Here is a 13,301-nt window from a genome sequence, read left to right as displayed (position 1 = left end):
TACGCATTTTTCTTTTATCTAAAAGATTAATCTTGATGAATCCGACTTGACACCGCACTTTGTTGATTTTTATATTTTGCATCTTTTCGGGCATTATATGGTTTAGCGGCATGTCCGCTTAATACCTCAAAACTTAATGCACCGATTGCCATATTAGGGCGAAGTGCAAGCGGTAATTTTCCTGCATTGAAAAACTCAAGTACGATACGCCCTTCCCAACCTGGGTCAATGCGGTGAGCGGTCACGTGAACCATTAAGCCAAGGCGTGCCAAGGAAGAGCGACCATCTAACCAACCAACGATATTAGAAGGCAATTTTACCGATTCAAGAGTAACTGATAATGCTAACTCACCTGGATGAAGGAAAAAGGCTTCATCATCACCGATAATAATTTCCTCACTCATTACACGCTCAAGTTGAGCGGTTACCGCTTCGCGAGGACCGCTTACATCAATATAAGGGGTTGAGTGTTCACGGAAAATACGGAATGAGTTGCCTAAGCGAACATCAACGGTCGCTCCAGAAATTTTATCATTCGCAGGTCGTGGCGTGATTTCAATCAAGCCTTCATCTAAATAACGCTCAATGTCAGTATCACACAGACGCATCTTATTTTTTCCCTAATAGTTGCTGAATTTGAGCTTTTAAAATATTGATTGCACTACGATTTTTCCCACCTTTTGGCACGATAATATCCGCATATTGTTTAGACGGTTCAATAAATTGTAAGAACATTGGTCGAACCGTTTTGCGATATTGAGCGATTACGGATTCCATGGTTCTACCACGTTCTACCATATCACGTTGTAAACGGCGGATAAAACAGATATCTAGCGGTGCATCTACGAAAATAGACACATTGATTTCGTTACGAATCTCTTCATCGGTAAGTAATAAGATACCTTCAAGAATGATGATTTTTTTCGCATCAAAGCGAGTGGTGGTTGTTTTGCGGTTATGTTCCGCATAGTCATATTCAGGAATATCGATAGATTTGCCTTGTTTTAATAGGCGTAGATGTTCAACTAATAAGTGGTGGTCCATTGAGTTGGGATGATCGTAGTTCGTTTTAACGCGCTCATCCATAGTGAGATGACTTTGATCTTTATAGTACGCATCTTCAGAAATAATGCCGATATCATCTGAGCCGAGCTCTTCTTTTAATTCTTTATAAATGGTTGAAGCAATTAAACTTTTGCCAGAAGCCGAAGCCCCTGCGATGGCGATGACAATACATGCTTGGTTTTCAGTAATTACAGACATTTTCTTTTCTCTATATATCAAAATAAAATTCGGGCAATTATACCCCAAACAGTAAAGCGAGGAAAGGTAAGAGAAAAAGGCAAATTTGTCAAAATAGGTGGCTTATTTGGTGAAAATGTAAATTCAGAGTACAATACGTCCTATTTTCCTTACTAATAGAGAATTATGCAAGAAAAAGATCTTTCAACATTTAAGACGTTTAAGCGTTTGTTCCCAACGATTAGCCAATATAAATGGGGCTTAATTGTCGGAGCTGTAGCATTGGTGCTCAATGCTTTGGTCGACTCAGGGCTGATTTATCTGCTTAAACCGTTACTGGATGAGGGCTTTGGTCAAGCAGATCACGGCTTTTTAAAATTGATGGCGGTGTTAGTGGTGCTGTTCATCCTTGTGCGTGGTATCACAAACTATATTGCGAGTTATTGCTTGGCGTGGGTGTCAGGCAAAGTAGTGATGACGCTTCGCCGCAATATTTTCCAGCATTTGATGTATATGCCTGTGAGCTATTTTGACCAAAATCCTGTTGGTCGCTCACTTTCACGTGTCACTTATGATACGGAAATGGTAGCGAATTCGTCTTCACACGTATTGGTTACGATTGTGCGTGAAGGCGTTTATTTGATCTCACTCTTTGTGGTGATGATCTATACTAGCTGGCAACTTTCGGTTGTACTTTTCGTGCTTGCACCAATTATTGGTATGTTAATTGCTATTGTTTCTCGCCGTTTCCGTCAATTAAGCCGTAATATTCAAAGCTCGATGGGTGATTTGACCGTAACAACAGAACAGATGCTCAAGGGGCACAAAGAAGTCATCTCTTTCGGTGGTCAACAAGTCGAAAAAGAACGTTTTGAACGTGTAAGTAACGATATGCGTGTGAAAGGAATGAAAGTGATCTCTGCCGATGGGATTTCTGATGGTCTAGTGCAGCTTATTGCCTCTTTTGCTCTATCGGCGGTGCTCTATCTTTCGACGGTAAAAGGCTTGGATATTGAGGATTTAACTGCAGGTTCATTCACGGTGGTATTCTCTTCAATGATGGCAATGTTGCGTCCGCTGAAATCACTTACTAATGTCAATTCTCAGTTCCAACGCGGAATGGCTGCGTGTCAAACCTTATTTGGATTTTTAGATTTACCGACAGAAGAAGATAAAGGCAAGATTGAAATTAAGCGTGCTAAAGGCGATGTTGAGTTTAAAAATGTCTCTTTCACTTATGAAGGCAAAGAGAACCCAGCATTAAATCAGGTTTCATTTAGCATTCCTAAAGGTAAAACTGTAGCGTTAGTTGGACGTTCTGGCTCGGGTAAATCAACCATTGCCAACCTTTTAACTCGGTTTTATAACATTGATTCGGGAGAGATTTTGCTTGATGGGGTAAATGTTCAAGATTACACGCTAGCGAATTTACGTGAACAATGTTCAATTGTCTCGCAACAAGTGCATCTGTTTAATGACACGATTGCTAATAACATTGCCTATGCGGCAACAGATAAATTCTCGCGTGAAGAGATTATTCAAGCAGCAAAAGCAGCACATGCAATGGAATTTATCGAGAAATTAGATGATGGTTTAGATACTGTTATCGGTGAAAATGGGGCAAGTTTATCAGGCGGACAACGCCAGCGTTTAGCAATTGCTCGTGCTTTATTGCGTAATTCGCCTGTATTGGTGTTGGATGAAGCAACTTCGGCACTAGATACCGAGTCAGAGCGTGCAATTCAATCTGCCTTGGCAGAACTACAAAAAGACAAAACAGTGCTTGTGATTGCACACCGTTTATCAACAATTGAAAAAGCAGATGAAATTTTGGTAGTCGATCAAGGTAAGATTGTCGAACGTGGCTCGCATAGTGAACTGATGGCACTTGATGGTGCTTATAAACAGCTTCATAAATTACAATTTGGGGCGTAATTAAAGCATAATAGACATAAAGCGTTGCTAATATTTTCAAAATATTAGCAGCCCTTTTTATTTAAAAAGGCTTTATCAATATATCTTTGAAAGATGCTAATCGAACTATTTTATGACAAACTGTGAATAATGTGTTTTAGTTTGTTGCTAATTTACTCTATTTTTAACATGCAAGGGACAGGATTTATCCTCCCCCAGAATAATATGAAGTAATCCCGCTATATTTTGAATTTTGGTTGTCAGCCTTGTTTATTACATAACGAGGATTTTTTATGTTCATCACTTAAGCTTTTTTATTCCATACGCATAGCCTATGCTTTCTTATAGCCAAACGTTGTCCATCTATAATAAAAAACGATAAGAATCCAAACAGTCAAATTTACAATTTATTTTGTAATGTAAAATAGGTTAAGAATTTGACTGCTTGGTTTATGCATGATGTTAAACGTTTCGCATTTTAGGGATTAATGACGGAAATGTCTCATTCCTGTTAATACCATCGCCATACCGTGTTCATCTGCTGCATCAATCACTTCCTGATCACGCATTGAACCACCTGGGTGGATTACGCAAGTAATGCCCACTTTCGCTGCTGCATCAATACCATCACGGAATGGGAAGAACGCATCTGATGCCATCACACAACCTGCTACTTGCAAACCTTCGTCTTCAGCTTTAATGCCTGCGATTTTCGCAGAGTAAACACGGCTCATTTGACCTGCACCAATACCGATGGTTTGTCCGTTTTTCGCATACACAATCGCATTCGATTTCACATATTTCGCAACCTTCCAGCAGAAGAGTAAGTCTTCAAGTTCTGCTTGAGTCGGTTGGCGTTTAGAAACCACTTTCAAATCTTCAATAGCAACAGAACCTTGATCTGCTTCTTGCACCAATAAACCACCATTTACACGTTTGAAATCTAAGCGTTTTTGCGGTTGACTAAATTCGCCACATTCTAATACACGTACGTTTTTCTTTTTCACTAGAGCTTCTTTTGCTTCTGCTGAAACGGTTGGTGCGATGATCACTTCCACGAATTGACGATCTGCAATGGTTTGTGCTGTAATGCCATCTAACTCACGATTGAAGGCAATAATGCCTCCGAATGCGGATGTTGGATCGGTTTGATAAGCATGATCATAGGCTTCTAAAATATTTTCGCCTAATGCCACCCCACACGGATTCGCGTGTTTCACTATTACACAAGCTGGTTGCTCAAACTCTTTTACGCATTCAAGGGCGGCATCTGTGTCAGCAATGTTGTTGTAAGAAAGGGCTTTACCTTGTAATTGTTTCGCAGTAGAAACCGATGCCTCTTTCACTTCATTTTCCACATAGAATGCTGCATTTTGGTGAGCGTTTTCACCATAACGCATCGTTTGCTTACGTACAAAATTGAGGTTTAACGTACGCGGGAATTGACCGCAAACTTGGGTTAAATCTTCCTCTTCCGCTCCTTGATAAGGTGGCACTTTTTGCCCGAAGTAGTTGGCAATCATATTGTCATATTGTGCAGTATGTTCAAAAGCTTTAATGGCAAGGTTAAAGCGAGTAGCTAAGGTAAGGTTATTTTCATTTTGATCCATTTCTGCCAAAATCGCATCGAAATCGCCATTATTCACCACAATCGCTACATCTTTATGGTTTTTCGCCGCAGAACGCACCATTGTGGGGCCTCCAATGTCGATATTTTCCACTGCATCTTCCAACGTACAATCAGGTTTTACCACGGTTGCCGCGAATGGGTAAAGGTTCACCACCACCATATCAATGCATTCAATGCCGTGTTGGTGCATCACTTCATCATCTGTACCACGGCGACCTAAAATCCCACCGTGTACTTTTGGGTGAAGGGTTTTTACGCGACCGTCCATCATTTCTGGGAAACCAGTGTAGTCTGATACTTCAGTCACGGGCAAGCCTGCATCAGCAAGTAATTTTGCCGTTCCGCCCGTTGAAAGCAATTTCACACCACGAGCTACGAGCCCTTGTGCAAATTCCACGATGCCTTTTTTATCAGACACACTTAATAACGCTTGTTGAATCGCCATTTTGAGTTCCCTTTAATATAGATTAAAATAAAAAAATCGGGCAAGATTATAAAGCAAACGTTTGCTTTTTTCATTAGCAAGCGGTGAAATTCTGCAAATTTTTTACAAGATGAAATTTTTAGGAGTAGGCTATGCAAATTATTCATAACGAAGAACAGGGCGAATTTAGTTATCTTGAAGGCGAAGTAAAAATGGGCAAATTACGCTATCGTTATATTAAAGATGATGTGATCGATGTTTTCACTACAAAAGTGGATGAAGCCTTTCAGGGCAAAGGAATTGCGGGGAAACTCTATTCTGCAGTAATTGAGTTCGCTAAACAAAATCAGCTTAAAATTAAGCCAAGTTGTAGTTATATTGATATTAAAATGCAACGAAATGATCCTGATTTAATTGCATAAATATTAGATGAAAAAAGGGCACCTAAAGGTGCCCTCAATTTTTATCTAAACTTTAGCATTAAAGTGCAGATTTTGCTTTTTCAACTAATGCAGCGAATGCTACTTTGTCGAATACAGCGATGTCAGCTAAAATCTTACGGTCAATTTCAACAGAAGCTTTTTTCAAGCCATTGATGAATTTGCTGTAAGATAAACCGTTTTGACGTGCTGCAGCGTTGATACGAGCAATCCATAATTGGCGGAATTGACGTTTACGTTGACGGCGGTCACGGTATGCATATTGACCAGCTTTAATTACTGCTTGGAACGCAACACGATAAACACGTGAACGCGCACCATAATAACCTTTAGCAGCCTTAAGAACTTTCTTATGGCGTGCTCTTGCAATAACACCACGTTTTACACGAGCCATTATTTAATCTCCTAATGTATATTTAAAAACTAAAATTCACTAAAGTACATCTTCACGCAAACGCTTATGCGTATGGTAAACACGCTACTACTAATACTTGGTCTGCTTTCGCTACCATTGATTTGTGGCGTAAGTGACGTTTACGTTTAGTGGTTTTCTTAGTCAAAATATGACGTAAGTGAGATTGTTTACGTTTGAAACCGCCTGAAGCTGTTTTCTTGAAACGCTTAGCAGCACCACGTACTGTTTTAATTTTAGGCATTGTTTTAAAAACTCCGCATTGTTTTGTTAATCATTAGTAATTAGGCGAGCATTATTACTAATGCTGCTTGTTAAGCACTAATTACATCTCAAGCAATAAATATATTGCATTATTTAAAAGCGACTCAGGCTGCGTAGTGTGCCTGTTGTCATCTTTGTCTTCTAGCAAAAGAAAACGGGCAGATTCTACTGAAATATTGCTCGTTTTGCAAGCGGTAATTTTTGAAATAAAAAATGCAAGCCCATATTCTCTGTCAGCTTGCATTCATTTAATTCATCGGAATTAGAAATTATTTTTTCTTAGGTGCAATAACCATTACTGCTTGACGACCTTCTAATTTACCTGGTGCAGATTCTACTGCTGCAATTTCAGCCGTATCTTGTTTTACACGCTCTAATACATCTAAACCGATGTCTTGGTGAGCCATTTCACGACCACGGAAACGCACGGTAATTTTGACTTTATCACCATCCTCTAAGAAACGTACGATACTACGTAATTTAACTTGGTAGTCGCCCTCATCTGTACCTGGACGGAATTTAATTTCCTTCACTTGAACGACTTTCTGTTTTTTCTTCTGCTCTTTTGCCGCTTTTTCTTTCTCATAAATGAACTTACCGTAGTTCATAATACGACAAACTGGCGGTTCAGCATTTGGGCTGATTTCTACTAAGTCTAACTCAGCTTCTTCTGCTCTCGCCAAAGCATCTTGAATTGACACGATACCAACTTGCTCGCCATTTTCATCAGTTAAGCGAACCTCCTTCACGCCACGGATTTCTTCGTTAAGACGGTGAGCGCGATTTGACTGAACACGTTTTACAGGTTTAATAGTATTATTCCTCTAGTTAGTTTATATGTAAGCTGCATCAAAGCAGGTTTTGTTTAAATCGTTTGCCTTTTAAGATAAAAACGGGCGGAATTCTAGCGGATCTAAATTGATTATGCAATAGTCAATCGATTGAGGCACGAAAACTTCTGACAAAAATAGTATTTAAGCATAAGGCTCGCTATAATAAGCCGTTCTAATTTGAGGTTTTTATGAATTTACAGTGGCAAAAATATCCGCATAACGCGAGAAAACTTTTTAAACTTACTATCCCCATTTTTATCTCCCAACTTTCCGCCTCAGGTATGGGACTCGCTGATATTGTAATGGCAGGCTTAGTCAGCGATGATGATGTTTCTGCTATTGCAGTCAGCAACTCAATTTACTTTCCACTGTTCCTTTTTGTGCTCGGCTTACTCAATGCGATTACGCCAACCGTTTCTTATTTGAATGGTTCGAATCAACGCCACTTTATTGCTCACCAAGTGCGACAAGGCTTTTGGCTTGTGCTGACTATGTCTATTCCACTGATTTTGATTTTCTGCAATAGCCATCTGATTTTGGACTATATGCATACGCCCGAATCGTTTTCGAGCAAATCACAGCAATATTTGATGATTATGGCAATCGGCATCGTGCCCGCCCTGCTTGCCATCAATCTTCGCTGTATGAATGACGGCTTGTCGAACCCAAAACCTGCGATGATTATTACCTTCTTTGGCTTGCTACTGAATATTCCGCTTAACTACATCTTTATTTTTGGTAAATTTGGCTTGCCTGAAATGGGTTCCGTTGGCTGTGGTATTGCGACTGCCATTGTGAACTGGGTGATGTTCTTGATGATGTTCTATTACTGCTACACCAACAAATCGCAACGCGATATTGGCTTATTTAGTAAATGGATGGAAATGCCAAGCGGTCAAACTTTGCTAAAAATTTGCAAACTTGGTTTACCCATCGGTTTTGCGACTTTCACCGAAGTGATGCTGTTCTCCACTTCAGCACTCTTCCTTTCACCATTAGGTGCACAGGTCGTGGCAAGCCATCAAGCCGCATTACAAACCAGCTCGCTCTTTTTTATGATCCCAATGTCATTTAGCATCGCAACCACCATTGTGATTGGGCAAACGTTAGGGCAAAAACGCCTTGATGATGCAAAAGTATTAAGCTATCACGCCCTGCTAACAGGTTTTATGTTTGCCTGCCTTGCGGCGGTTGTGATTGTGCTATTAGATAAATACATCCCGCTTGCATTCACGCGTGATCCGCTTTCGATCTCTATTGCTGCGAACTTGCTTTTGTTTGCTGCGGTATACCAAATCCCGGATGCACTCCAAGCAGTGGCTAATGGCGTATTACGTGGTTACAAATACACACAACCGATCTTATATGTGACAATTTTTTGCTATTGGATTGTTGGAATGCCGCTCGGTTATATTTTGTCCAGAACGGAGCTTATCGTTGAACCAATGGCAGCCCAAGGTTTCTGGCTAACTTTCTGCATTAGCTTGAGCTTTGCAAGCGGTCTATTAATTTGGCAAATTAGCAAAATTCAGAAAGTGCCGCACGAAGTGTTAATTCAGAAATTGGAACGGATAAAATAATCTATGCAAACGCTCAACCCTCTCACACTTCCGCTTAACTGTGCCAGCCTGATTGAAGCCTCGGCTGGCACGGGCAAAACACATACAATCAAAAACCTCTATCTTCGTTTATTACTGGGCATCAGCCACGATGGTGAACCACTAGAACCATTAACAGTTGAACAAATCTTAGTAGTAACTTTTACCAAAGCGGCAACTGAAGAACTTAAAGACCGTATCCGCCAAAATATTCAAGATTGCTACGCCTATTTTTCGGCAAAACTCACCGAGCAAGCGGTGAAAAATGATGATTTTTTTGCAGAACTTTTCGAGAAAGTCGAAAAGAAAGAGGAAGCGTTGCTCCGCTTGCGAATTGCCGAACGAGAGATTGATTTGGCGAGTGTGTTTACCATTCACAGCTTCTGCCAAAAGATGCTCTATCAATTTGCATTCGATTCGGGTATCAGTTTTGAGTTTGAACTGCAAAAAAACGAACAGCAATTGCTTGAACGCCTTGCCCAAGAAGTTTGGCGTGAGCAGTTCTACCCGATGAATTTGAGCGAAACAAGCATTGTTGCGGATGAGCTTAAAACACCACAAGACGCATTGGATGCGGTGCGAACTTATCTGACAGAAACTTTGCCTGAGTTAAACGACGATCAACAAGGCATTAACCAACCTTTTGCCGAGCATTTAAAAGCCTATCAACAATTATTGACAGAAGTTCGCCAATATTGGCGTGCCAACCGTGAGGAAATTGTAAGCCCAATCATCAATGAACTGGATAAAAAATATAAAACTGGCGTGAAAAAAGCATTAAATCGCCGCTCATATCAAATGCGTTATCTGGAAAATTGGTTAAAATCGGTAGACGAGTGGGCAGAAAGTGAAGCCATTTATTTCCCCGCAGAGCATTTTTCACGCTTTTGCCAAACAAGCCTTATTGAAAAAGCAGAAGAGGGAGCAGAACCCCTAACATCAACGCATTTCGCAACCAATCAAGCATTTTTGACCGCTTATCAAAGCCAATTTGAAGCAAAACAGAAATCAGTCTTGCTTTATCAATTTTTAATGCGTTTGCGGGAAAAATTGGCTGCTTATAAAGCCACACACCCTGAAAAAAGTTTTGATGACTTGCTGATTATGCTTAATCAGGCGTTGAAAAACACACGAGGAAAACAGCTCGCAAGCCAAATTCGTCAACAATATCCGTTTGCGATGATTGACGAATTTCAAGACACCGACCAAACTCAATACGAAATCTTTAGCCAAATCTATATGGCAGAAGAGGCTCAAAATCAGGGTTTTATTATGATTGGCGATCCAAAACAGTCGATCTATAAATTCCGTGGAGCAGATATTTTTACCTATTTGAAGGCCTCGGAGCAAGCGGATGAAAAACGTACCTTAGATAAAAACTGGCGTTCTTTGCCGAAGGTTGTTGAAGCAGTAAATCAGATTTTTACCTTCCCAGAAAATAGCGGAAACCATCCGTTTTTATATCAAGGCATTCCATTTCAAGCGGTAAAAGCCAAAACGCCAGAGGCAGAATTAATCGGTAGTGAAAATGTGGTTTGCTATTTGCAGCCTGAATTTAAAGAAAATGAAGCGGCTGAGCATTGTGCCGATCAAATTCAAAAGCAATTGATGGCAATGCAAGCGGACGAAATTTATCTACAAAATGTCCAAAGTGGAGAGAAAAGTGGCTTTGAGGCGAAAGATATTGCGATTTTGGTGCGAAGCAATAATCAAGCTAAATTGATGAAACTCGCCTTAGCTAAACGAGGTTTGAAATCCGTTTTTCTCTCTGAGCGTAGCCGTGTTTATGAGAGTGAAGTTGCACCAGAATTAGCGTGGGTATTAAAAGCCTGCTTAAATCCGTATCAACAGAAAACCTTGCTTTGTGCCTTGGGTTCGAGCTTGTGGGGCTTAACTGCACAAGAGATTTATCAGCTTAAAAATGATGAGCAGCAATGGGAAAACTATGTCGATAAATTCGTTCATTATCAACAGATTTGGCAATCGCAAGGTGTGCTACCGATGTTACATCAACTCTTCTTGCAAGAAGGTGTGGTCGAACGATTGAAAGCCCGAGTAAATGCAGATCGTTTATTAACCGACCTATTCCACCTTGCAGAAATTTTACAATCGGCAATGCAAGAGGTGGAAAACGAGAGTGCGTTAGTGCGTTGGTATGAACAGACGTTAAACGATGCCGAGAATGGTGACGATACCCACACTTTACGTTTAGAAAGCGAAGAGGCGTTGATTAAAATCGTGACTATTCACGGCTCAAAAGGGTTGCAGTATCCTGTCGTTTGGCTGCCGTTTATTGGTAAAAACAGCACCAGCGTAAAAGCATTTGCTCTTTCTATTTACCACGATGAGAATGCTCAAAAGCAATGGGATTTTGGCGGAAGAGAGGAAGCCATCCAACAGCTCAAAAACCAAGCAGAATATGCGGAAGATCTACGTTTGCTTTACGTTGCTTTAACCCGTGCTGAGTCGCAACTTAACTTGATTTTGCCAACTCAATTTGGCAAAGGTTGGAATAGTATTCACTATTTGCTTAGCAATGGCGAAATCGGTTTAACGGGTACTGAAACCAGCAGTAGCACAGAAACCTATTTTGCAGAGAAAGGATTAAATTGCACGTTACAAACGCTTGCAGAAAGTGCCGAAGAACATTTTTGGTCGCCAGAGCAAGAAACGGCAGAATTATTACAAGTGCGTGAATTTAACCACACAATCCCGACAGTTCAAGGACAGATCACGAGTTTTAGTGCTTTAAGCAACTATAACGATTGGGCATTAGAAAGCCACAATAAGGCTCAAACAGATTACTTCACCGAAATCAACGATTTTGCACAAGATTACGATAATCAGACCGCTTACAGCGAGCCATTAGTTGAGGTAGGCATAGAACAAGCGGGCGATTTTGTGGAAGAAACTGCAAATAGTTTAAACGCTTACCAGTTCCCGCATAGCACCAAAGTAGGGAACATTTTGCACCGTTTTATGGAGCATTGCGACTTCCAACAAGCAGTTAAAATTGAAGATATTTTGCCAATTTGCGAACAGCTCAATTTAGGTGAAGAGTGGCAAGCACCCGTGCAACACTGGATAGAACAAGTCCGCACTACACCATTTGCGGAGAATTTAGCATTAAGCGATCTTGCCAATGAATATCGCTTAAATGAATGGCAATTCTTCTTATGCCTAAAAAATGAAGAGGGCTTACGCAAACTCAATCAGCTATTACAAGAACAGAGTGAATTGGCTCGTCAATTACCACCATTGCGATTACCGCAACTTTCAGGCTATGTGCGCGGTTTTATTGACTGTATTGCCAAAGCGAATGGCAAATTTTATGTAATTGATTATAAATCGAACTTCTTAGGCTATTTGCCGCAAGATTACCGCCAAACACGCCTTGCGAAAACAATAGGACAATACCGCTACGATTTACAATACTTGCTCTACACCCTCGCGGTACATCGTTATCTACGTGCTCGCCTAGGTGAGAGTTACGACTACGACCGAGATTTTGGCGGCGTTGCTTATTTATTCTTACGTGGAATGAATGGCGAGCCGAATAGCGGCGTGTATTTTGATAAACCTAGCAAGGCATTGATTGACGGAATGGATTTGTTGTTTAGTTAAGATTTAAGCGATTAACACCCGAATAAACCGTCGCTTTGCCTTTGCGGGTAAAGCCGAGTAAGCTAAATCCATTTTCTTGTGCCATTTTGGCTGCCATTTCAGTGGTAGCGGAAATGGCACATAGCATTTCTATTCCTGCTGCAACGCATTTTTGTACCATTTCAAAACTGGCTCGACTTGTTACAAACACAAAGCCAAGAGGTTCATTGTTTGCAACATACCAACCAATGAGTTTATCTAAGGCAACGTGTCTACCAACATCTTCTCGAATGGCAAGTAATTCGCCTTCTGGGCTAAAAAATGCGGCTGCATGGCTTGCACCTGTTTCTTTGGAAAGCTGTTGTACTTGTTCTAATTGCTCAAGTGCGTGATTAAAAATAAGTGGGTTGATGTTTGATAAGCGGTCAGATTTTTTAGCTAAATTACAACTCTGTTTAATTTGTTCTAATTGTTCTACACCACAAATGCCACAACCTGTTCTGCCTGTCATTGAGCGGCGTTTTTCTTTTAATTCAACAAAACGACGGGTGCTAATTTCTAATTGAACCTCTATGCCATCACATTGCGTAATAATATCTATGCCGTAAATTTCTGACTTGTTAGAAATAATACCTTCCGAAAGTGAAAAGCCAATCGCAAAATCTTCTAAATTATTTGGCGTACACATCATCACTGCGTGAGAAATGCCGTTATACACTAAAGCAACAGGTATTTCACGAATAAGACTATCTTCACACGGATATACTGTTATGGATTGATCCGCTATATTTAAACGAGTAGCATTTATTTTATGTGAGACTTTCATATATTTTCAAAATATTTAAACTTGCGTAAACAATAATTATTCTCAATAACATTAATTTAATAATTAAATAAATTAAATTTTAAATAGATCAAAGAATAATTAGATTTATTAAATT

11 protein-coding genes are annotated in these 13,301 nt (G+C 40.2%); 4 read left to right on the top strand and 7 right to left on the bottom strand.

Features of this window, described 5'->3' with window-relative positions:
• Positions 1-26: 26 nt before the first annotated feature.
• On the bottom strand, positions 27-608 hold the full coding sequence (dcd, locus tag B0185_RS01280) for a dCTP deaminase (RefSeq protein WP_005705661.1): 582 nt from the start codon (positions 606-608) through the stop codon (positions 27-29).
• 1 nt (position 609) lies between these two features.
• Positions 610-1,263, bottom strand: coding sequence for a uridine kinase (gene udk / locus B0185_RS01275; protein ID WP_005705799.1), 654 nt, complete (start codon positions 1,261-1,263; stop codon positions 610-612).
• A gap of 165 nt (positions 1,264-1,428) precedes the next feature.
• Here udk and msbA point away from each other — a divergent pair, with 165 nt between their 5' ends.
• Positions 1,429-3,177, top strand: a complete 1,749-nt coding sequence (gene msbA, locus B0185_RS01270; RefSeq protein ID WP_005705650.1) for a lipid A ABC transporter ATP-binding protein/permease MsbA — start codon at positions 1,429-1,431, stop codon at positions 3,175-3,177.
• Positions 3,178-3,641: 464 nt separating this feature from the next.
• Here msbA and purH read toward each other — a convergent pair whose 3' ends face one another.
• A complete protein-coding gene (purH, locus tag B0185_RS01265; RefSeq protein WP_005705752.1) occupies positions 3,642-5,231 on the bottom strand; it encodes a bifunctional phosphoribosylaminoimidazolecarboxamide formyltransferase/IMP cyclohydrolase in 1,590 nt (529 codons plus the stop codon).
• 131 nt (positions 5,232-5,362) lie between these two features.
• On the opposite strand from purH, the gene B0185_RS01260 reads away from it, so the two are divergent.
• On the top strand, positions 5,363-5,632 hold the full coding sequence (locus tag B0185_RS01260; protein WP_005705736.1) for a GNAT family N-acetyltransferase: 270 nt from the start codon (positions 5,363-5,365) through the stop codon (positions 5,630-5,632).
• Positions 5,633-5,690: 58 nt separating this feature from the next.
• Here B0185_RS01260 and rplT read toward each other — a convergent pair whose 3' ends face one another.
• From rplT to infC, 3 genes are all read right to left on the bottom strand, one after another.
• On the bottom strand, positions 5,691-6,044 hold the full coding sequence (gene rplT, locus B0185_RS01255; RefSeq protein ID WP_005596075.1) for a 50S ribosomal protein L20: 354 nt from the start codon (positions 6,042-6,044) through the stop codon (positions 5,691-5,693).
• A 64-nt stretch (positions 6,045-6,108) separates the two neighbouring features.
• On the bottom strand, positions 6,109-6,306 hold the full coding sequence (rpmI, locus tag B0185_RS01250; RefSeq protein WP_005596065.1) for a 50S ribosomal protein L35: 198 nt from the start codon (positions 6,304-6,306) through the stop codon (positions 6,109-6,111).
• A 289-nt stretch (positions 6,307-6,595) separates the two neighbouring features.
• Positions 6,596-7,138 (bottom strand): translation initiation factor IF-3, encoded by a 543-nt coding sequence (gene infC / locus B0185_RS01240; RefSeq protein WP_078208069.1) that lies wholly within the window; start codon positions 7,136-7,138, stop codon positions 6,596-6,598.
• 209 nt (positions 7,139-7,347) lie between these two features.
• Here infC and B0185_RS01235 point away from each other — a divergent pair, with 209 nt between their 5' ends.
• Positions 7,348-8,739 carry an MATE family efflux transporter gene (locus B0185_RS01235; RefSeq protein WP_005705792.1) on the top strand — a complete coding sequence of 464 codons (1,392 nt, stop codon included), beginning with the start codon at positions 7,348-7,350 and terminating at the stop codon, positions 8,737-8,739.
• A gap of 3 nt (positions 8,740-8,742) precedes the next feature.
• Positions 8,743-12,381: an exodeoxyribonuclease V subunit beta gene (recB, locus tag B0185_RS01230; RefSeq protein WP_005705733.1), complete on the top strand. Its 3,639-nt coding sequence runs from the start codon at positions 8,743-8,745 to the stop codon at positions 12,379-12,381.
• On the opposite strand, the gene fdhD is transcribed toward recB, so the two are convergent.
• Complete coding sequence (gene fdhD / locus B0185_RS01225; RefSeq protein WP_005705598.1) at positions 12,374-13,186, bottom strand: formate dehydrogenase accessory sulfurtransferase FdhD; 813 nt, start codon at positions 13,184-13,186, stop codon at positions 12,374-12,376. The genes recB and fdhD overlap by 8 nt on opposite strands.
• Positions 13,187-13,301: the final 115 nt, after the last annotated feature.

The sequence above is a fragment of the Haemophilus parahaemolyticus genome (genome assembly GCF_002015035.1).
GTDB lineage: Bacteria > Pseudomonadota > Gammaproteobacteria > Enterobacterales > Pasteurellaceae > Haemophilus_A > Haemophilus_A parahaemolyticus.
This window is presented reverse-complemented; position numbering and strand designations above follow the sequence as displayed.